The organism is Erwinia sp. ErVv1 (genome assembly GCF_900068895.1).
Lineage (GTDB): Bacteria > Pseudomonadota > Gammaproteobacteria > Enterobacterales > Enterobacteriaceae > Erwinia.
In genome coordinates this window covers 575424-596436 of sequence record NZ_CDPK01000003.1, presented here as the reverse complement: position 1 = coordinate 596436, position 21013 = coordinate 575424, and the positions used below count along the sequence as shown (strand labels likewise).

Below are 21013 nucleotides of genomic sequence, written 5' to 3'. Positions count from 1 at the left end.
CGTCATGCCCGGTCCGGAAAGTCGACGAGCGGAGCGAAGGAACCGTGCGAAGCACGGCGTGAGGACCGCCAGGCACCGGGCACCACCCGTTGGCGACAGCACTTAGCCTTTAGCTAGCCGGGCACCCGGTCCAACCCGTTGGCGACAGCGCTTAACCTTCAGCGCGCCAGGTAACTTTCATCCGCTCTGTGGTACACCGGGCCTCTGGCCCGGCTTACAGAAGGGGATTAAACCTGCTCAGCTTCCGCTTTCTCACGCTTAAGCTGGTAATACTCGGCAGTGGAAACGCTCAATGGCGCCCGGCCCCGGATCAGATCGGCCATCTTCTCGGCGATCATTACCGTCGGCGCATTCAGATTACCGGTAGTAATCTGCGGCATAATTGAAGCATCGACCACGCGGAGATTCTGCATTCCGTGCACGCGCCCTTCTGCATCCACAACGGCCATCTCATCGTTGCCCATCGCGCAGCTTCCGCACGGATGATAAGCCGTTTCAGCATGATCGCGGATAAAGGCGTCAATCTGCTCATCGCTCTGCACGGCGGCACCTGGCTGGATCTCTTCACCACAGTATTCTGCCAGCGCGGACTGACGCATAATATCGCGCGTCAGACGAACCGCACTGCGAAACTCTTCCCAGTCCCGCTCTTCGGACATGTAATTAAAGAAGATTGACGGCGCAGCATACGGATGCCTGGAGGTCAGCTTCACGCGTCCCCGGCTCTTTGAACGCATTGGGCCAACGTGGGCCTGGAAGCCGTGCTCTTTAACCGGGCTGCTGCCATTGTAGTTAATGGCGACCGGCAAAAAGTGATACTGCAAATCCGGCCAGTCCGGCTTATCATCGCTGCGGATAAACCCACCCGCTTCGAACTGGTTGCTCGCGCCAATGCCGGTGCCTTTAAACAGCCACTCAGCACCGATAGCAGGCTGATTCCACCACTGGAGCGATGGATAGAGGCTGACCGGCTTTTTACAACGGAACTGCATATACACTTCCAGATGGTCCTGCAAATTGCGTCCCACGCCCGGCAGAGCATGCACAACCGGGATATCCAGCTCGCGCAGCCACTCTTCCGGACCAACGCCAGAGCGTTGCAGGATCTGTGGAGAAGCAATTGCACCGCCGCACAGCAGAACCTCACGCGTGGCCTCAGCCTGCTCCTCTTTACCGTTACGCAGCCAGCAAACTCCCGTCGCCGTTTTGCCGCTAAACAAAATCCGATCGGTCTGTGCATGGGTAATGATGGTCAGATTGGAGCGCTGTTTCGCCACGTCCAGATAACCGCGCGCGGTGCTGGAACGCCGACCCTGCGCAGTCACGGTTCTGTCCATCGGGCCAAACCCATCCTGACGATAGCCATTCAAATCGTCTGTCTCGTGGTGCCCTGCCTGCTTCGCGGCGTCAATAAACGCCCGGAACAGCGGATTGTTGCCCTTTTTAGGGGTCGTAACGCTCAGATAACCGTCGCCGCCGTGGTAGTCATTTTCACCGATATCGCGCTTTTCCGCCTTGCGGAAGTACGGCAGGCAGTTGAGATAGGACCAGTTCTCCAGCCCCTCTTTTTTTGCCCAGTTATCGTAATCCATCGCGTTGCCGCGAATGTAACACATGCCGTTAATCAGTGAAGAGCCCCCCAGCCCTTTACCGCGTCCGCACTCCATGCGGCGGTTGTTCATTTTAGGCTCTGGATCGGTTTCAAATGCCCAGTTGTAGCGTTTACCCTGTAGCGGGTAAGCTAAAGCGGCTGGCATTTGGGTACGGAAGTCCAGGCGATGGTCTTTCCCGCCAGCTTCCAAAAGCAGTACCGATACGTCAGCATCCTCAGTCAGTCGCGTTGCCAGCACATTACCTGCTGAACCCGCCCCAATAATAATATAATCAAATTTCTGCATTAAACCTCCAGATAGCCGCGGCCATACCGGCCGCGGCAATAAATCAGAATGCGGACGGATAGTCGCCCATTTCAATCAGGATCGATTTGGTGCGCGTATAATGGTGCAGCGTTTCCAGCCCATTCTCACGCCCAACGCCCGACTGTTTGTAGCCACCCACCGGCATCGGAGCCGGTGATTCACCCCAGCTGTTTACCCAGCAGATGCCCGCCTCAAGCTGATGAATAACGCGATGTGCACGGTTCAGCGAGGTGGTAAACACGCCTGCAGCCAGGCCGTACTGCGTATCATTAGCACGCCCGATGACTTCTTCTTCGTCATCAAAGGCCAGGATGCTCATCACCGGACCGAAGATCTCTTCCTGTACGATGCGCATATCGTCGCGACAGTCGGTAAATACCGTTGGCTCAACGTAGCAGCCTTTTGCCATCGCTCCTTCGGTAATGCGTGAGCCGCCGGCCAGCAGGCGTGCGCCCTCTTCTTTACCAAGATCGAGGTAAGAGACCACTTTCTGGCAGTGCTCTTCGCTCACCAGCGGACCGAAGTTGACCTCCGGGTGGGTCGGATCGCCAATATGGATCCCCGCGACCTTCTCTTTCAGACGCTGTTCAAAAGCCGGCAGCAGCGAACGCTGTACGAACACGCGCGTACCGTTGGTGCATACCTGACCGCTGCTGTAGAAATTGGCCATCATGGCACCATCCACCGCACGTTCAAGGTCAGCATCGTCAAACACGATCAGCGGCGATTTCCCACCCAGTTCCATGGTGACTGACTTCAGGTTAGCCAGCGCCGCATCCGCCATCACGCGCTTACCGGTATTCACTTCACCGGTGAAGGAGACTTTTGCGATCCGCGGATGCTGGCTCAGCCCCTGACCGACTGCACCTGCACCCTGAACAACGTTAAATACGCCATCGGGAAGGCCTGCTTCGGTGAAAATCTTCGCCAGCTCGAGTACGCTGAGAGGGGTAACCTCGCTTGGCTTAAAAATCATCGCGTTGCCAGTGGCCAGCGCCGGGGCACTTTTCCACAGCGCGATCTGAATCGGGTAGTTCCATGCACCAATACCGGCACACACGCCCAGCGGTTCGCGACGGGTATAAACCAGCGCGCTGTCACGCAGGGGGATGGATTCACCTTCAACCGCTACCGCCAGACCCGCGTAATACTCCAGCACGTCAGCACCGGTCACGATATCGACGGCGGTAGTTTCGCTAAGCGGCTTACCGGTATCGGCGGTTTCCAGTTCGGCCAGCTGCTGATTGCGTTCGCGCAGCAGCGCAACCGCTTTTAACAGCACGCGGCTGCGTTCAACAGGCGTATAACCGCGCCAGATGCGCTGGCCGGCTTCTGCCGTGCTGACCGCACGATCAATATCCTGCTGGCTGGCCGAGGTAATTTCTGCAAGAACCTCACCGTTGGCGGGATTGATGGTGGTAAATGTTTCGCCATGACCCGCTTCTTCGCGGCCATTAATGTAAAGTCCACGGCGTTGCATATCTGCCATACCTCCTCCTTAGGGGGTTAGTCTGCCGGGCGGTTAAGCCACAGCGCGAGATTGTGATAACAAAGCGCACGGGCTTTCTCGATGCCCTGCGTCATTGGCTGTGGCGCAAGCGTCATGCGAAGCCACAGTCCATCTATTAATGCGGCCATGCTGGCCCCTGCGTCGCGGGCCTGCTGTGGGGGCAATACCCGGGCAAACTGCGCCGTCAGGTTGGAAAACAGCCGCCGGTCGTTAATACGTTGCAAACGTTGCAGATCCGGCTGATGCAGGCTGTTAGTCCAGAACGCCAGCCAGGTCTTCAGCACCGGAGCAGTAACCTGAGAAACATCGAAGTTACCGTCAATGATTGCCCTGATTTGTGCCTCAGGCTGCGGTGCGGCCTGCTGCCGGTGCGTTTCCACCGCCAGATAAAGTTCATAAAGTATCCGCCGCATACAGGCATCCAGCAGACCGTTCTTGTCACCAAAGTAGTGGCTGACAATTCCGGTCGATACGCCGGCTTCTTTGGCAATAAGGGCCAGACTGGCGTCGGCCAGCCCTACCCGATCAATCACCGTCAGCGTTGCGTGGATCAGCTGCGCCTGACGAATCGCTTTCATTCCAACTTTTGGCATGGCTTGATTAGTTTCAACGATTGAATAGAAGTAATTGTAGCGTTTTTATATTGAACGTTCAATCAATAAAAACGCCCCTGTCGCATATTTATTACCCTGAGAGATATTAGCAGCCCAAGCCAGGGTTAAAAGCGCATGGCTGACGGGTAGCGAAAATATCGGCCCCTCTGTGAGCCCTTATCCCTTCCCGTAACGGCGGCTACGGTGAGTTATTTTGATGATATTATTAACGTGCATTTAAGTGATCTACATCATAAATAACAGCCCGCAGGTCAGCCAGATGCTGCATTCGTAGTGAATTTGGCTATTTATATCTGGTTAAAATGTATTTTACAGAGTTTTATATTGGTTAATATTCAACCCATACTATATTAATCTGACTCAGGCAAACAGGAGGGTGTGCTGCAAAATAAGTAAACGATCGTCTCATTTAAGCAATTAATACTAATACTCTGCTTTATAACAATATATAACCCCAAAATGTACGGTTTATACCCCATTCTCATTCTGTGTCACACTCCATGAACAACAGATGAAAAAAGACTTGCCTGAGACCTGCTGATCGGCGAAATTAACCGCCGCTTTTCCCATCTTATAACCATGCGGCGAATGCCCACTTAACTCTGACGGCGACTTAATTTTCCGGTCGAATCAGGATTTGAAATTCAGAGGTATCAGTGTCAACTGCAAACAAACATTCAGAGGCAATCAGCCTCAATGCATTTAAGCAACCAGGATCGTTTTACCTGATTTTTTCAATTGAGCTTTGGGAACGTTTCGGCTATTACGGCCTGCAAGGCATTATGGCGGTCTACCTGGTTAAAATGCTGGGTATGTCTGAAGCCGGTTCCATCACGCTATTCTCCTCTTTTAGCGCCCTGGTCTACGGTCTGGTCGCCGTGGGCGGCTGGCTGGGTGATAAGGTGCTGGGGACCAAGCGCGTGATCGTGCTCGGTACGCTGGTTCTGGCGATCGGTTACGCCCTGGTGGCATGGTCGGGCCACGATGTGTCGATGGTCTATATCGGTATGGCGACCATCGCTGTGGGTAACGGCCTGTTCAAAGCGAACCCCTCCTCCCTGCTCTCTACCTGCTATGAGAAGGACGACCCGCGTCTTGATGGCGCGTTCACCATGTATTATATGGCGATCAATATTGGTTCGTTTTTCTCCATGCTGGCTACCCCCTGGCTGGCGGCGCATTACGGCTGGGGCGTGGCCTTTTCGCTGTCGTTCGTCGGAATGCTGATTACGCTGGTTAACTTTATGCTGTGCCGGAAATGGGTGAAAAACTATGGTTCTAAACCTGACTTCGCCCCCCTGCATATAGGTAAGCTACTGGCCACGCTGGTCGGTATCGCGGTGTTGATCGCGATGGCTACCTGGCTGCTGCATAATCAGGGTATTGCCCGGGGCGTGCTGGCCGTCATTGCTATCGGTATTCTGCTGGTCTTCGCCAAAGAGACGTTCGCGCTGAAAGGGGCGGCCCGCCGCAAAATGATTGTGGCCTTACTGATGATGATTGAAGCGGTAGTCTTTTTTGTCCTTTATATGCAGATGCCGACCTCGCTGAACTTCTTTGCCATTCGCAACGTCGAACACAGCATTCTGGGCATCGCCTTTCAGCCCGAGCAGTTTCAGGCGCTGAATCCCTTCTGGATAATGCTGTTCAGCCCGCTGTTAGCCGCGCTCTACAATAAGATGGGCGATCGCATGCCGATGCCGCATAAGTTTGCCTTCGGCATGCTGCTCTGCTCTGCGGCCTTTCTGGTGCTGCCGCTGGGCGCCAAATTTGCCAGCGAGCTGGGTATTGTCTCGGTCAACTGGTTAATTCTCAGCTACGCCCTGCAAAGCGTGGGAGAACTGATGATCTCGGGTCTCGGTCTGGCGATGGTCGCGCAGCTGGTTCCTCAGCGCCTGATGGGCTTTATCATGGGTTCCTGGTTCCTGACCACGGCGGGTGCCGCGATGGTCGCCGGTAAAGTGGCCAACCTGATGGCGGTGCCGGGCGATATTAACGATGCCCATCAGTCACTACAGGTTTATGCGCATGTGTTTATGCAAATCGGGATTGTGACCGGGGTTATCGCAGTATTGATGATGCTGATTGCGCCGAAGCTGAATCGCATGACGCAGGGCGTAGAGTCTGAGGTGAGATAAACGCGCCGCTGACGGCTAAGATAAGGGCGATAGCAGCGGTTATGCGTCCTTCCCTCTTTAAGGGCGATACCGGGTATCGCCCTTTGTTGCTAGAGTTTGACCGCCTCGAAAAGCTGCTGCGGATGGGCAATGCCCTCCTGCGCCGCCACCAGCTGTAGCTCGTACTCGCCCATCTCGTGGGTTTTCAGCATCACCGCATAGACCGCGGCAGTGACATGTTCCAGCGCTTCCCGCAGCGGCTTACCGTGCAGTAGGTCCACCAGCAGCAGACCACTGGTCAGATCGCCAACGCCGACCGGCTGACGCACGCCAAAATCCACCAGCGGACGGCTGATATGCCAGGCCTCGCTGGCCGTCACCAGCAGCATTTCAAACCGATCGCTGCGCAGCCCCGCGCGCGCCAGATGCTTGACCAGCACCACTTTCGGCCCTTTAGCGACAAGCTCGCGTGCGCTGGCGACGGCCTGCTCCAGGTTAGCCACGGTATTTCCACTGAGCATTTCCAGCTCCAGCAGATTCGGCGCGATAATATCGCTGGCGGGCAGTGAAGACTGCGTATGAAATTCAGCCACGCCGGGGGCAACGATGCAGCCTTTCTCCGGATGTCCCATCACGGGATCGCAGAAGTACCAGGCGTCAGGATTCGCCGCTTTCACCTGGCGAACGATGTCGAGGATCTCTTCGCCCTGCTCTGCCGAGCCAAGATAGCCGCTCAGCACGGCGTCACAGGTTTTCAGGCGATCGATTTCGGCGATGCCCTTCACAATATCGGTCAGATGGGTGGCGGGCATCACCATACCGGTCCAGTGTCCATACTGGGTATGGTTTGAGAACTGGACGGTATTAAGAGGCCAAACGTTTGCGCCCATACGACGCATAGGGAATTCAGAGGCGCTATTGCCCGCATGGCCGAACACGGTGTGCGACTGAATCGAAAGAATATTTTTCATAGCAGAACCCAGACAACCTTACCAAAAATAAAGGCCGGTCAGAGAGACCGGCCAGGGGAGCGTTTTTATTTCCAGACAATCAGACTGTAATTCTTCTTGCCGCGGCGCAGCAGGGTAAACCGGTCGAAGAGGCGATCCTGGTCAATAAAAGCATACTCTGCGCTAAGTTGGATCTCACCGTTGATGCTGACCGCTTTTGAGTCAATCAGCTTGCGGGCCTGACCGCGAGACGGGGCAAGTTCACCGTCCACCATCGCCTGTTGCAGATCCTGACCGCGCTCAAGGGAGATAATCGGCATGCCGTCCTGCGCCAGCTGCTCAAAATCGGCTTCGGTCATATCACTCAGCGCACCGGAGAACAGGCTTTTGGTGATGCGCTGTGCGGCCGCCAGGCCTTCCTCGCCGTGTACCAGTCGGGTGACCTTTTCAGCCAGCACATACTGCGCACGCGGCGCTTTGCCGCTCGCTTTATCTTCCTGCTCCAGCGCATTGATCTCTTCAATTCTCATAAAGGTGAAGAATTTCAGGAAGCGATAAGCATCGGCATCCGCGGTATTGATCCAGAACTGGTAAAACTTGTACGGGCTGGTTTTCTTCGCGTCAAGCCAGACGGCCCCACCCTCGGTTTTACCGAATTTGGTGCCGTCTGCCTTGGTGATAAGCGGAACGGTCAGGCCAAATACCTGGTTCTGATGCAGACGACGCGTGAGGTCGATGCCTGAGGTGATATTCCCCCACTGATCGGAGCCGCCAATTTGCAGCGCCACGCCGTAACGCTCGTTCAGACAGGCGAAGTCGTAGCCCTGCAGCAGGTTATAGGAGAATTCGGTGAAGGAGATGCCCTGATCGTCACGGTTCAGACGCTGCTTAACGGCCTCTTTGTTGATCATCTGATTGACCGAAAAGTGCTTGCCGATATCGCGCAGGAAGGTCAGCACGTTCATGCTGCCAAACCAGTCGTAGTTATTCGCTGCGATTGCGCTGTTATCGCCGCAGTCAAAATCAAGAAACGGCGCGACCTGATGACGGATTTTATCCACCCATTCATTCACGGTTTCGGCCGTATTCAGTTTGCGTTCGTCAGCCTTGAAGCTGGGGTCGCCAATCATGCCGGTCGCTCCACCCACCAGCGCAACCGGGCGGTGGCCCGCGTCCTGAAAGCGCTTCAGGCAAAGCAGCGGCACCAGATGGCCCAAATGCAAGCTGTCTGCGGTGGGATCAAAGCCGCAATAGAGTGCGACTGGCCCCTGCGCCAGACGTTCCGCTAACGCCTCCTCATCCGTTACCTGGGCAACCAGGCCCCGCTCTTGCAATTGTTTAATCAGGTTACTGCTGTCCATCTGAGGCTCCATGTAGAAACGTCGGTACCTTACTGGTACACCGCTTTCCGCTGACGTGCGGAGAAAATTAAGGCCTATAGAATAAAGCGCTGACGCACTCTGTGCCAGCGCTTAACGGGATTATTTCGTCGCTTCAGGGCGCCAGACGGTCGATTTTCCAGCCCGCTCCGTCTCGCTGGTAGAAAAAGCGATCGTGCAGGCGATGTTCGCCCCCTTGCCAGAACTCCATTGAGTTAATGGTGATGCGATATCCGCCCCAAAAGCTGGGGAGTGGGATTTCGCCCTGCTGAAACTTCTGCTTAAGCTCAAGGAACTTACCCTCCAGCACGCCGCGTGCGGAGATGCGACTCGACTGCTTCGAGACCCATGCACCTATCTGGCTTTCGCGCGGTCGGCTGTGGAAGTATTTCATCACCTCCAGCATGGACAGCTTTTCTACGCTGCCGAGCACCATGACCTGCCGCTCCAGCATATGCCAGGGGAACAGCAGGCTGATGCGCGGGTTTTGCGCCAGCTGATGCGCCTTGCGGCTGCCCAGATTGGTATAGAACACCATACCCTGCGCATCCACATGCTTAAGCAGCACGATACGCTGATAAGGCTGACCCTGTTCGTCCACCGTTGCCACGCTCATGGCCGTCGGATCGGGCAGCCCGGCCTCAACGGCCTGATTCAGCCACTGTTCAAACAGGACCAGCGGATCGGCAGGCAGATCCTTACGACGCAGGCCACCGCGGGTGTATTCGCGGCGCAGATGGGAAATTTGCTGAAGATTATCGTTGTTCATCGCTCAGGCTCGGCTGGCAGGAAAAGGAGCGTGTGCGCTTTATCCTGCTGAATATTAATGGACTAACTGCCGGACAGGCGGCAATCGTTGATGATAAGTTTACCGTTTCGTTCAATAAACGCCTCATCCCCTTTGGACCAGAACGTATAGGTGCCATCGCTGTAGCGCGTACCGGAGGCCGCCACCTGCTGTTTAAGCGTGACCGGATTGCCGTCCAGTATCAGGTTCACTTCTTCCCGCGCATTATCCAGCACCACCGTTAGCGGCAGAGTTCCACAGGTATAGTGCAGGGTTTTCTGCTCATCCGGAGGGGCATGAAACATGCTACAACCCGATAGCAGGACCAGAGTAAAGCCCGGAAGCCACTTTTTCACAGGATCTCCTAATTTATCATCTGTTTGCGCCCGGCTGAAATACCGGGAAATCATCATTCGGTCCGGCTGGCAGGGAAAATAGCGCCGATAACCGATGCCGCGCGCGCGCCGGTCACCGAAGGCAGATTGCCTGGCTGGCCGGACAGCGTGCGGTAAGCCAGCCAGGCAAAGGCCAGCGCCTCCATATCATCCCCGGGGATACCCGCTTCGTCAGTGGACATCACCTGCGTACCGGCCAGATGTACCGCAAGCCGGGTCATTAGCAGCTGATTACGGCTGCCGCCGCCGCAGACCATCAGTCGCTCACAGCCGCCACTGAGCATCACCTGTTCCGCGATGCTCAGCGCCGTCAGTTCAGCCAGCGTAGCCTGAACATCCTGTGGCTGAACGCCGGGAAAAGAGGCGATATTTCGCTCAATCCAGCCCAGATTAAAATACTCTCTGCCGGTCGATTTTGGCGCGGGCAGGGAAAACCACGGATCGCTCATCATCTGCTGAAGCAGCGGTAAGATCACGCGGCCGCCACCGCCCCAGGCGCCGTCTTCATCATAGCCCACCCCGCGCTGACGCCAAATCCAGGCATCAAGCAGCATATTGCCTGGCCCGGTATCGTAGCCGCCCACCGCCCGACCGGGGATCAGCAGAGACAGATTGGCGATGCCGCCAATATTCAGCACCATGCGGCGTTCGCCAGGATGCATCAGCACGGCCTGGTGAAAGGCGGGCACCAGCGGAGCGCCCTGCCCGCCCAGCGCCATGTCACGTCGGCGAAAATCCCCTACCACCGTAATCCCCGTTGCGGCGACGATCTGGTTGTTATCGCCGATTTGTAGCGTATTCGGCGCGTCGCCCCCCGGCTCATGCCAGACGGTTTGCCCGTGGCAGCCGATGGCAGTGATGTCGTCTTTTTCCAGCCCCTCACGCTTCATCAGTGCATTCACGGCTTCGGCAAAGAGACGGCCAAGTCGGGTGTCAAGCTGCCCAAGCTGTGAAAGACTGAGCGCCTGTCCATGACATATCGCCAGAACCTGCTGGCGCAAATCTGCCGGAAAGGGGTGGCAGTAGCTGGCCTGCTGCGCCACCATCTGCTGGTCAATGGCCGCCAGTACAACATCAACGCCATCCAGGCTGGTACCGGACATGACACCGATATATCGTCCTGACTTCATCTTTTCTGGCCTTACCCACGGTGGGTTAATGGAGAATCATGGATACAGACTCGCAAAAATAGCCCGGCAATTCTATGATTAACTGTGCGATTTTACGTAAGCCCGTGACGCGGGCGTCTGTTTTGGTCTTCTGCGTTTGATTGATTTCTGGTTTAATTTGCCTGCGCTACGCTCTTATGCAGTTTTTTTTCCAGAAATAGCAACCGGGCGTGGCTTGTGCCATATAATAATGTTATCGATTGCTGCCCAGTGGGTGCAGCAGGTAAATAAGAATGGAGTTTTAACGATGATAAAGCGTTTATTAATCGTGGCACTGACCGGTGTGACATTAGCAGGATGCACCAATACTGATACGCTGTCCGGTGATGTTTACAGCGCCTCCGAAGCGAAGCAGGTTCAAAACGTAACCTACGGTACGCTGGTTTCCGTAAGACCGGTTCAGATTCAGGGCGGTGATGACAGCAATGTTATTGGTGCCATCGGCGGTGCCGTACTGGGGGGCTTCCTCGGGAATACGGTGGGTGGCGGTGCAGGTCGTAGCCTGGCGACCGCTGCCGGTGCCGTTGCGGGCGGCGTAGCCGGTCAGGGCGTACAGGGGGCGATGAACAAGTCGCAGGGCGTTGAGCTGGAAATTCGCAAAGATGATGGCAACACGATCATCGTTGTGCAGAAGCAGGCAGCAAGCCGCTATGCCGTGGGTCAGCGCGTATCCATGGCGTCAAACGGCAGCCAGATTACCGTTTCCCCTCGTTAAGAAGCACGATGAAAAAACCGGCAGTCGCCGGTTTTTTTTATTCGTCGCGGTTTTGCAGTTCGAGAATGTTTTTCTCAAGCCGGGCTATCAGCGTCACCAGCTTTTCCACTTCCTGCGAAGAGATACCGGATAAAATATCATCCCGCGTGGCGTCAATCACATCCTCAACCTGACCAATAATGGGCGCCGCTTCGGTGGTTAACTTAATGCGTTTGGCACGTCGGTCGCTGGCACAGGTGGTGCGGGTGATTAAGCCTTTTTCTTCCAGCTGATCGAGGGTACGTACCAGCGAGGGCTGTTCAATACCAATCGCTTTTGCCAGTTGAATCTGCGACTGCTCGGGTGGAAGCTGATGAATATTGTGCAGCGTAACCCAGTGTGTCTGTGTGAGCTCAAGCGGCTTCAGGCGTTGATCAATCAATGAACGCCATATGCGTACCAATCTTGCGAGATCCGTTCCCAGTGGTGTATCCAATTTCATCTCCTTATAATTAGCTTGCTACCTATCAAGCTTGATTCTAGACTATTCTGCGAGTTTACAGGACAAATTACAAATTCATCATCGTAACCGTGGTTTCCCGGTTCACCCGTGCGGATCCAGAAGGAAGACTTAATCCGTGAGCAACGTGCTATTTACCCCGACATCGCCGCTGACTGACTTACTGTTCGGCGCCTCTCTCTACTTTCCTCCCCTGTTTAAGGCCGTACTGCTCGGCTTTTTCATCTGGCTGCTGCTACATCCCCTCCTGAGGGACTGGATGTACTCGGGTGAGATTTGGCACCCCACCCTTTTGGATCTTTCTCTTTTTATTTTGTGCGTCAGCGGCTCGCAGTGGCTGCTGATCGCCTGGTGACACCATGAAATTTGGCACTTTAAAATATTTCTCTACCCTGATCTTTTTTGCCGCCGCCCTGTGCGCTGGCTGGTGGCTGTGGAACTACTATATGCAGTCGCCATGGACCAGAGACGGCAAGGTCCGCGCAGAGCTGGTGAATATTACGCCTCAGGTTTCGGGACGCATTGAACAGCTGTGGGTCAGGGATAATCAATACGTCACCCGGGGCACCCGGCTGATGACACTGGACGATGAGCCTTATCGCATCGCCGTCCTTAACGCCGAAGCGGAGCTTGCAAAGGCGCAGTCCGATCTGTTGAAAGCCCAGCACGAGGCACGTCGCCGCGCCAGCCTGCCGCATAATGTTATCTCCGCCGAAGATCTGGATGCCGTTAACCTGAACGCCCAGGCGATGGCGGCCAGTGCCAAAGCGGCTCAGGCGGAGCTGGAGCGGGCAAAATGGAACCTCGGGCAGACGCAGATCCTGGCGCCTGCTGACGGCTGGGTAACCAATCTGACCGTGCGCCCCGGCAACTATGCCACCAGCGGTACGCCGGTGTTTGCCATGGTAGACAGCCACTCTTTTTATGTCGTCGGTTACTTTGAAGAAACCAAGCTGCGGCATATTCGTCCTGGCGACAAAGCCTCTATCCGCCTGTACAGCGACGATCGCCCCCTTACTGGCGTGGTTGAAAGCATTGGACGGGCAATCTATGACCAGAGCGTGGAAACGGACAGTGGACTGGTAGCCGACATCAAACCTAACGTTCCCTGGGTTCGTCTGGCCCAGCGCGTACCGGTTCGCATTCGTCTGACCGCTGTTCCAGCGGATTTGCCGCTGGTCGCGGGCACAACCTGCACCCTTTCCATTCAGCCATGAATCTGCGCTGGCTGGAGTGGCAGCAGCTGCCGTGGATCAAAGCCACCGGCGGGCAGTGGCGCTATGCGTTGCGTAACAGCATTGCCATGTGTCTGGCGCTCAGCATTGCTTACGGGCTGGATCTGGATGAACCCTACTGGGCGATGACCTCCGCTGCCGTCGTCAGCTTCCCCACGGTGGGCGGCGTCATCAGTAAAAGTCTGGGGCGGATTGCAGGTAGCCTGATCGGCGCGGGAGCCGCGATGCTTATTGCCGGGCATACGCTCAACGAGCCCTGGCTGTTCTCGCTGTCGATTGCCGCCTGGCTGGCCCTCTGCACGTGGATCGCGAATCACTATCAGAATAACGTCGCCTACGCCTTTTCGCTGGCGGGCTATACGGCGGCGATCATCGCCTTTACCACGGTCAATATTACCGATATTACCCAGCTGTGGAATATTACCCAGGCGCGCGTTTGCGAAGTCATTTCCGGTATTCTCTGCGGGGGGCTGATGATGATGATCCTGCCCAGCACCTCCGATGGCGACACGCTGATCACCTCGCTCAGGCAGATGCATGACCGACTACTGGAACATGCCGGGCTCCTGCTGCAACGCGAAACGACCGATAACGTGCGCAGCGCCCATGAAAAAGTTATCGGCCAGATCCTGACGCTTAACGTATTGCGCATTCAGGCCTTCTGGAGTCACTATCGCTTTCGACGGCAGAACAACGTGCTTAACTATGTTCTGCACCAGCAGCTCAGGCTGACCAGCGTGATTTCCAGCCTGCGGCGCATGCTGCTGAACTGGCCGGATGCGCCCCCCGGGCTGTTCAGTGCCCTACAACAGTTGCTGAACGAGCTGGCAAAGTCAGACTGTGACAAATTTCGCCTGGCGCGCATTCTTCAGTCCGCCGCGCCTGCCGACCCGGCGGATTATCGCCATCACGCTTTCTGGCATCGTCTGCGCTACTTCTGCTGGATGTACCTGAATATCAGCCGCTGGCTGCGACAGTTTGAGCATGCGGATACGGATGCGCGCCTTTCGCCGCCTCCCGTCCCCTCGCTGGCGCGGCACACGGACAGCGCAGAGGCGGGCTGGAGCGCCTTCCGCACCTTTGTGGTTATTATTCTCGGCTGTGCGTTCACGATCGCTACCCAGTGGGAATCGGGCGAGGCGGCACTGACGCTCGCGGCAATCAGCTGCGTGCTGTACTCCTCGGTGCCCTCACCGGCCAGCAGCGTCTCGCTGCTGTTGAAAACGCTGCTGTTGCTGAGCGTGTTCAGCTTTGTCATAAAATTTGGCGTTATGGTGCAGATTGATGTGTTGTGGCAGTTTCTGCTGCTGCTTTTCCCCCTGTTGATTACGCTACAGCTCTTTAAGCTCCAGCAGAAGGAGCGGGCCGCGCTGTGGGGGCAGCTGATTGTGTTTATGGGATCCTTTATCTCCGTCACCAATCCCCCCTCCTGGGATTACCAGCAATTTATCAATAATAACCTGGCGAAAGTGTGCGGGGTGATGCTGGCATGGCTGGCTTTTCAGATCCTGCGCCCCAGCTCGGATAAGCGACGCAGTCGTCGTCATATTCGCGCGCTGCGCCGCGATTTTCTCGATCAGCTCAGCCGTCGCCCCCGACTCAGTCAGAACCGCTTTGAGTCGCTGATTTACCATCGGGTGAACCAGCTGAGTGCCAGTCGCGACGAAAATGCCCGACTGTGGCTGCTGCGCTGGGGGGTGGTGCTGCTTAACTGCTCACATATTCTCTGGCAGCTCCGGGAGTGGCAAACCGCGTCGGCTGGCTTAAACCGGGAGCGGGAGGCAACACTTCAGGATTTGCAGAGCATTATCAGCGCGCGCGGCGTACGTCATCGCTCGCTGGCTGAGACGCTCGCCGGACTGGAGGAACGCGTTACCACGCTGGCGGCGGAGGGCGGGCGGGAAGAGACGGTGCTGGCGGGGATTATCTGGCGCCTTTACTGCTCACTTTCACAGCTACAGCAGGCCCTGCCTGAACAGGCCAGTCCCAACAGCGCATAACCTTACAGAACAGGTAGCCTCTGCCGCCGCCTGCCCGCAGGGAAGATGTCCGCCCGAAATATTCCCGCTCAGAATAATGTGGGTTGTTCAGGCTCGTCGGGTTCGTCACGTTTTCCGGCGCGCTGCGCGCGTAAATAGCGCTGACGACAGAGGCGCAGCACCTCACGCTTCTGCGCGTCGCTCATCCGTCCCCAGTTGAAGCGTTCGTCGCGGCTGCGCAGGCAGCCTGTGCAATACCCCAGCCGGTCTGCCTGGCAAATACCCCGACACGGCGAGGGAACGGGAAAGAGTTCCAGCTGTTCTGACACCGCACCTCCTGATGATAAACCTGTCTCAATTGAAGATCGGTTATCGCAGCTGCGCAAGCAGCGGGAAAAAAATAGTCGTAAATCTGATGTTTTTCGCGATATTCCCGGTACAGTCTGCCAGAATGCTAACGCCACTTTTTTATGCCGGGCCTTGTTATCGCTGGATATTAGTTAAGGTTTCACTAAGTTTGCAGCGATATTATCCCGGCAGTTTAATTTGTTATCGGATAATCATGAAACTCCTGTCCCGGTTACGTTGTAACGAAAATGCATTTAATATCTACGCTGCGCTTTTTTTTACCGTCGTGCTTAATGCCGTTTTTATTAGTCATGCCTGGGAAACCATCCCTTATATCACCCTGCATGACTACCTGTTCGCGGCGACGCTGCCGCTGGTGCTGTTTTGTGCCTTTCTGTTCATTTTCAGTCTGATCGCGCTGCCGTGGATACGAAAACCGTTAGTGGTGGTGCTGGTGCTGGCCAGCGCGGCGGCCAACTACTTTATTTACAGCTTTGGTACCGTCATTGATACCAATATGATTCAAAACGTTTTTGAAACCGACGCTCAGGAGGCGACCGCTCTCTTCACCCTGCGCTATATGGTATGGATGGCAGCCTTCGGCCTGCTCCCCGCGGCAATTTTTACCCTGGTACGTATCAGCACCCGCCGCCCTGGCTGGATGAATGCGGTGCATCGCGTGGTCACTGCCCTTGCGTCGATTGTTATTATCCTGCTGGTGGCTGCGCTGTTTTATAAAGACTACGCGTCGCTTATTCGTAATAACAAAGGGCTGGTCAAGATGATTACGCCTGCCAACGTTATTAGCGGCGTCAGCCACTATGCGGATAATCGCTGGTTTGCGGGCGATCAAAAGCTGGTGAGAATCGGCCTGGACGCGCATAAAGGCCCGCTGATTAAAGCAGAGCAAAAGAAAACGCTGGTGGTGTTTGTCTTAGGCGAGACGGGCCGCGCCGAAGACTTTTCGCTTGGCGGCTATGCCAGGGACACCAATCCGAAGCTGGCGCGTGATGATGTCATCTATTATCCCAATGCCAGCTCCTGCGGCACGGAAACCGCTATCTCCGTTCCCTGCATGTTCTCTAATATGCCGCGCGCCCACTATGACGCCAACCTGGCCCATCACCAGGAGGGCGTACTGGATATTATGGCCCACGCAGGCGTTAACGTTCTGTGGCGCGAAAACGACGGCGGCTGCAAGGGTGCCTGCGACCGCGTGCCGCATACCGATATGACAAAATGGAAGGTCAGTGAACTGTGCCGGAGCAATTTTTGCCTCGACGACGTGCTGCTTCACCGCCTGAATAACTATATCGACAGCGTAAAGGACGACACGGTGATTGTGCTTCATCAGATGGGTAGCCACGGCCCGGCCTACTATCAGCGCTATCCCGCAGAGATGCGCCGGTTTACGCCCACCTGCGACAGTAATCAGATCCAGGACTGCGATCATCAGGCGCTGGTTAATACCTACGACAATTCGATCCTCTATACCGACTCGATGCTGGACAGCACCATCACCCTGCTAAAGTCGTGGAGCAGCAAATACAATGTGGCGCTGGTTTATCTCTCCGATCACGGTGAATCGCTCGGCGAGCATGGCATGTACCTGCACGGCACACCCTACGTTTTTGCGCCCAGCCAGCAAACTCATATCCCTTTCCTGCTGTGGATGTCAGACGACTATGCCCGCACCTATGACATTAACCAGACCTGCCTGCGGCAGAAAGCAAAGTCTGACGCGGTTTCCCAGGATAATATTTTCCACACGCTGCTGGGGATGATGAATGTGCAAACCCGTGAATATCAGCCGGCGCTGGATATGGTAAAAGCCTGTCAGTCTTAACGTTTGCGCGGGGGCGGATAAATCATTCCCTGTCCCCGCCTGCGGATCGGACTTGCAGTCAGGTTTGTAACAGACCGATCGGTCTGTTAAGGTAGAAAGATGAAAACGGCCCGACATGACACACGTGAACATATCCTCACCACTGGCGAAGCGCTTTGCGTGCAGCGCGGCTTTAACGGTATGGGACTGATTGAGCTGCTGAAAGTGGCTGAGGTGCCTAAAGGGTCGTTTTATTACTATTTCCCCTCGAAAGAGGCCTTTGGCGTGGCCATGCTGGAGCGTTATTTTGCGGCCGGACATGCACACCTGCGCGATGCGCTTGACGCACAACCGGGCAATCAGCGACAGTCCGTGCTGGATTATTATCATCATTCCCTGACCCGCAGTCAGGAGATGGGTTTTACCGGCTGTCTGTCAGTGAAGCTTTCTGCCGAAGTTTGCGATCTTTCTGAACCGATGCGTAATGCACTGGATGCGGGCTCAAAGGCGCTGATAGCGACCCTGACGGGTGCGCTTGAGCGTGCCGTACACCAGGGCACGCTGTGCCTTGAATATACCGCCAGAGACTGTGCACAAAATGTCTATACGCTCTGGCTCGGCGCAAGCCTGCAAAGCAAAGTTTCCCGCGACAGCGCGCCACTCTTCAGTGCATGGCAGGAAATGAAAAGAATGCTGCCCGCGCCCGCTTAAAAAAAAACACCTCAACTAGTCGACCGGTCTACCAGGAGTAATAATGGAACTTAAGACGCTTTTTACCCCCTTAAAAACCGGCGCGATTACCGTGTCGAACCGCGTGTTTATGGCACCGCTGACGCGTCTTCGCAGCATCGAGCCGGGTGATATTCCTACCCCGCTGATGGGCGAGTACTATCGCCAGCGCGCCAGCGCCGGCCTGATCATCACCGAGGCGACCCAGATCTCCGCTCAGGCAAAAGGCTACGCGGGCGCGCCGGGTTTACACTCATCTGAACAGATTGCAGCCTGGAAGAGTATCAATCAGGGTATCCACGATGAGGGCGGCCACAGCGCCGTTCAGCTATGGCATACCGGCCGCATCTCTCACACCAGCGTTCAGCCCGGCGACGAGGCCCCGGTCTCCTCTTCAGCTATTAATGCCGATACGCGTACTTCATTACGTGATGATACCGGCGCGACCATCCGCGCGGCGACCTCCACGCCCCGTGCACTGACGCTGGATGAAATCCCGGGCATTGTGAATGATTTCCGTCAGGCGGTCATCAACGCCCGTGAAGCGGATTTTGACCTGGTGGAGCTGCATTCTGCCCATGGTTATCTGATCCATCAGTTTCTCTCCCCGGCTTCTAATCAGCGCGCGGATGGCTACGGCGGCAGCGTAGAAAATCGTACCCGCTTTGCGCTGGAAGTGGTGGATGCGGCGATTGCGGGCTGGAGCGCCGATCGTATCGGCATCCGCATCTCCCCGCTGGGTCCTTTTAATGGACTGGACAATGGAGAAGATCAGGAAGAGGCGGCGCTGTACTATATTGGCGAACTGGCCAAACGTAAGCTAGCCTACCTGCATATTTCCGAACCTGACTGGGCAGGCGGCAAGCCTTACAGCGAAGCGTTCCGCAAGGCCATTCGCGCCGTCTATCCGGGAGTGATCGTCGGTGCCGGCGCCTATACGGCGGAGAAAGCCGAAACGCTGATTGAGCAGGGGCTGATAGATGCGGCTGCCTTTGGCCGCAGCTATATCGCCAATCCCGACCTGGTGGCGCGACTAAAGTCCAGCGCACCCCTGAATGAGCCTCGCCCGGAGACCTTCTACGGCGGCGGCGCTGAGGGTTATACGGATTACCCTGCGCTCGGGGATTGAGGCTTTAGCCTCAGGGTTGCCTGGATTACGTCCGGCTGCGAACGCCGCTATACTGAATATTTACCGTTGTCGGATGATAACGCTTACCACATATTTACCGTTATCGGATGATAACGCTTACCACAAGAGGATGTTATGCGCTTACTTCACACTATGCTCCGCGTTGGCGATTTGCAGCGTTCAATAGATTTTTACACCAACCTTCTGGGCATGCGCCTGTTGCGCACCAGCGAAAACAGTGAATACAAATACACGCTGGCTTTTGTGGGCTATGAGGAAGAGAGCGAAGGGGCAGTGCTTGAGCTGACCTGGAACTGGGGCGTTGAAAAATATGACCTCGGCGATGCTTATGGTCACATCGCGCTGGGCGTTGATGACGTTGCCGCCACCTGCGATCGCCTTCGTAAAGCAGGCGGCAGCGTGGTGCGTGAAGCCGGCCCGGTAAAGGGCGGCTCAACCATTATCGCTTTTATTGAAGATCCGGACGGATACAAAATCGAGCTGATTGAGAACAAGCACGCCGGCCACGGCCTGGGTAACTGATACCCACGGGTGCTTTCGGGCACCCTCTCCCCCTCTTCCCCTGCTGCATCCCGTACTGAAATTTGCCATAATACGCGCTGCATTTTTTCGCCTGTGAGATCCTGATGTCTGAATCGAACGAACTTAACGCCCTGAGCAGCCGTTTTCGCGGTTTTTATCCGGTGGTCATTGATGTGGAAACCGCCGGGTTTGACGCTAAAACCAATGCGCTACTGGAAGTCGCCGCCGTCACGCTGAGAATGACTGAGGATGGCTGGCTGGAGAAAGACGAAACGCTTCACTTCCACGTTGAGCCGTTTGAAGGATCTATCCTGATGCCAGAAGCACTGGCGTTTAACGGCATTGACCCCGGCAATCCGCTGCGCGGCGCGGTCAGTGAATATGAGGCGCTGCATGCCATTTTCAAAATGGTGCGTAAGGGCATCAAAGAGCGGGGCTGCAATCGCGCCATTATGGTGGCCCATAATGCGACCTTTGATCTTAACTTTATGAATGCGGCGGCGGAGCGCTCAGGCCTGAAGCGTAATCCGTTTCATCCCTTCGGGACCTTTGATACCGCTGCGCTAAGCGGGCTGGTGCTGGGACAGACGGTGCTGGCTAAAGCCTGCCTCGCGGCCGGTATGCCTTTCGATAGCAGCCAGGCGCACTCCGCGCTGTACGACACCCTGCAAACCGCCGATCTGTTCTGCGAGCTGGTTAACCGCTGGAAGCGACTGGGTGGCTGGCCGCTGCCCATTGCCGACAGCGAGGCATAAAAAAAGCGGGGATCGTCGATCCCCGCTTTGCAAACCCAGCGAAAACTTACTCAGCCGCGTCAGACGGATATTTTTGCGCCGTCTCTTTAATCAGCTGCAACAGTTCACCGCGCTGATACATCTCGATGATGATATCGCATCCGCCCACCAGCTCACCGTCGATCCACAGCTGTGGAAAGGTCGGCCAGTTAGCGTATTTTGGCAGCTCGGCACGAATATCCGGGTTCTGCAGGATATCAACATAGGCAAAACGTTCGCCACAGGCTGACAGCGCCTGAACGGCCTGTGCTGAAAAGCCACAGCTTGGCAGTTTCGGAGAACCTTTCATATAAAGCAGAATCGGGTTTTCTGCTATCTGGCGCTCAATTTTCTCAACAGTACTCATAAATGCCTTCCTATAACGGATACTTCGTGTT

General features: G+C 55.8%; 21 protein-coding genes. 10 read left to right on the top strand and 11 right to left on the bottom strand.

Annotated elements, in window-relative coordinates; translation table 11 throughout:
- Window positions 1–227 precede the first annotated feature (227 nt).
- The 3 genes from betA to betI are packed head-to-tail and all read right to left on the bottom strand — an operon-like array spanning window position 228 to window position 4022.
- Window positions 228–1898 (bottom strand): choline dehydrogenase, encoded by a 1671-nt coding sequence (gene betA / locus A1830_RS07005; RefSeq protein ID WP_067703641.1) that lies wholly within the window; start codon window positions 1896–1898, stop codon window positions 228–230.
- A 43-nt stretch (window positions 1899–1941) separates the two neighbouring features.
- Window positions 1942–3399, bottom strand: a complete 1458-nt coding sequence (gene betB, locus A1830_RS07000) for a betaine-aldehyde dehydrogenase (protein WP_082804111.1) — start codon at window positions 3397–3399, stop codon at window positions 1942–1944.
- 26 nt (window positions 3400–3425) lie between these two features.
- On the bottom strand, window positions 3426–4022 hold the full coding sequence (betI, locus tag A1830_RS06995) for a transcriptional regulator BetI (protein WP_067703636.1): 597 nt from the start codon (window positions 4020–4022) through the stop codon (window positions 3426–3428).
- 677 nt (window positions 4023–4699) lie between these two features.
- On the opposite strand from betI, the gene dtpA reads away from it, so the two are divergent.
- A complete protein-coding gene (gene dtpA, locus A1830_RS06990) occupies window positions 4700–6181 on the top strand; it encodes a dipeptide/tripeptide permease DtpA (protein ID WP_067703634.1) in 1482 nt (493 codons plus the stop codon).
- Window positions 6182–6270: 89 nt separating this feature from the next.
- On the opposite strand, the gene pdxY is transcribed toward dtpA, so the two are convergent.
- From pdxY to anmK, 5 genes are all read right to left on the bottom strand, one after another.
- A complete protein-coding gene (pdxY, locus tag A1830_RS06985) occupies window positions 6271–7131 on the bottom strand; it encodes a pyridoxal kinase PdxY (protein WP_067703632.1) in 861 nt (286 codons plus the stop codon).
- Window positions 7132–7196: 65 nt separating this feature from the next.
- Entirely contained in the window at window positions 7197–8471 is a 1275-nt protein-coding gene (gene tyrS / locus A1830_RS06980; protein WP_067703629.1) for a tyrosine--tRNA ligase, read from the bottom strand.
- 133 nt (window positions 8472–8604) lie between these two features.
- Window positions 8605–9258, bottom strand: coding sequence for a pyridoxamine 5'-phosphate oxidase (gene pdxH / locus A1830_RS06975; protein WP_067703626.1), 654 nt, complete (start codon window positions 9256–9258; stop codon window positions 8605–8607).
- A gap of 62 nt (window positions 9259–9320) precedes the next feature.
- On the bottom strand, window positions 9321–9632 hold the full coding sequence (locus A1830_RS06970) for an MliC family protein (RefSeq protein ID WP_369815691.1): 312 nt from the start codon (window positions 9630–9632) through the stop codon (window positions 9321–9323).
- 53 nt (window positions 9633–9685) lie between these two features.
- Window positions 9686–10801 (bottom strand): anhydro-N-acetylmuramic acid kinase, encoded by a 1116-nt coding sequence (gene anmK, locus A1830_RS06965; RefSeq protein WP_067703623.1) that lies wholly within the window; start codon window positions 10799–10801, stop codon window positions 9686–9688.
- Between the two features lie 286 nt (window positions 10802–11087).
- On the opposite strand from anmK, the gene slyB reads away from it, so the two are divergent.
- Window positions 11088–11555: an outer membrane lipoprotein SlyB gene (slyB, locus tag A1830_RS06960; RefSeq protein ID WP_067703743.1), complete on the top strand. Its 468-nt coding sequence runs from the start codon at window positions 11088–11090 to the stop codon at window positions 11553–11555.
- A gap of 37 nt (window positions 11556–11592) precedes the next feature.
- On the opposite strand, the gene slyA is transcribed toward slyB, so the two are convergent.
- Window positions 11593–12036 carry a transcriptional regulator SlyA gene (gene slyA / locus A1830_RS06955; protein ID WP_304439236.1) on the bottom strand — a complete coding sequence of 148 codons (444 nt, stop codon included), beginning with the start codon at window positions 12034–12036 and terminating at the stop codon, window positions 11593–11595.
- Between the two features lie 136 nt (window positions 12037–12172).
- Here slyA and A1830_RS06950 point away from each other — a divergent pair, with 136 nt between their 5' ends.
- Genes A1830_RS06950 through A1830_RS06940 form a run of 3 tightly spaced genes read left to right on the top strand, consistent with a single transcriptional unit; the run spans window position 12173 to window position 15289 of the window.
- Complete coding sequence (locus A1830_RS06950; protein ID WP_067703620.1) at window positions 12173–12409, top strand: DUF1656 domain-containing protein; 237 nt, start codon at window positions 12173–12175, stop codon at window positions 12407–12409.
- Between the two features lie 4 nt (window positions 12410–12413).
- Window positions 12414–13271 (top strand): efflux RND transporter periplasmic adaptor subunit, encoded by an 858-nt coding sequence (locus A1830_RS06945; RefSeq protein ID WP_067703617.1) that lies wholly within the window; start codon window positions 12414–12416, stop codon window positions 13269–13271.
- A complete protein-coding gene (locus A1830_RS06940) occupies window positions 13268–15289 on the top strand; it encodes an FUSC family protein (RefSeq protein WP_067703615.1) in 2022 nt (673 codons plus the stop codon). The genes A1830_RS06945 and A1830_RS06940 overlap by 4 nt, the downstream gene beginning before the upstream one ends.
- Window positions 15290–15357: 68 nt before the next feature.
- Here the strand turns inward: A1830_RS06940 and A1830_RS06935 are convergent, their stop codons facing one another.
- Complete coding sequence (locus A1830_RS06935) at window positions 15358–15597, bottom strand: DUF1289 domain-containing protein (RefSeq protein WP_067703613.1); 240 nt, start codon at window positions 15595–15597, stop codon at window positions 15358–15360.
- A 233-nt stretch (window positions 15598–15830) separates the two neighbouring features.
- Between A1830_RS06935 and eptA the strand changes: the two genes are divergently transcribed.
- The 5 genes from eptA (at window position 15831) to rnt (ending at window position 20597) form a co-directional block, all read left to right on the top strand.
- Window positions 15831–17462, top strand: coding sequence for a phosphoethanolamine transferase EptA (gene eptA / locus A1830_RS06930; RefSeq protein WP_067703610.1), 1632 nt, complete (start codon window positions 15831–15833; stop codon window positions 17460–17462).
- Between the two features lie 99 nt (window positions 17463–17561).
- The gene (locus A1830_RS06925) at window positions 17562–18152 is read left to right on the top strand and encodes a TetR/AcrR family transcriptional regulator (protein ID WP_067703608.1); all 591 of its coding nucleotides are present in this window, start codon (window positions 17562–17564) and stop codon (window positions 18150–18152) included.
- Between the two features lie 43 nt (window positions 18153–18195).
- Complete coding sequence (locus A1830_RS06920) at window positions 18196–19299, top strand: alkene reductase (protein WP_067703605.1); 1104 nt, start codon at window positions 18196–18198, stop codon at window positions 19297–19299.
- Between the two features lie 135 nt (window positions 19300–19434).
- Window positions 19435–19842 carry a lactoylglutathione lyase gene (gene gloA, locus A1830_RS06915; protein WP_067703602.1) on the top strand — a complete coding sequence of 136 codons (408 nt, stop codon included), beginning with the start codon at window positions 19435–19437 and terminating at the stop codon, window positions 19840–19842.
- A gap of 104 nt (window positions 19843–19946) precedes the next feature.
- Window positions 19947–20597 (top strand): ribonuclease T, encoded by a 651-nt coding sequence (gene rnt / locus A1830_RS06910; RefSeq protein ID WP_067703599.1) that lies wholly within the window; start codon window positions 19947–19949, stop codon window positions 20595–20597.
- A 46-nt stretch (window positions 20598–20643) separates the two neighbouring features.
- Here rnt and A1830_RS06905 read toward each other — a convergent pair whose 3' ends face one another.
- The gene (locus tag A1830_RS06905) at window positions 20644–20982 is read right to left on the bottom strand and encodes a Grx4 family monothiol glutaredoxin (RefSeq protein ID WP_067703596.1); all 339 of its coding nucleotides are present in this window, start codon (window positions 20980–20982) and stop codon (window positions 20644–20646) included.
- Window positions 20983–21013: the final 31 nt, after the last annotated feature.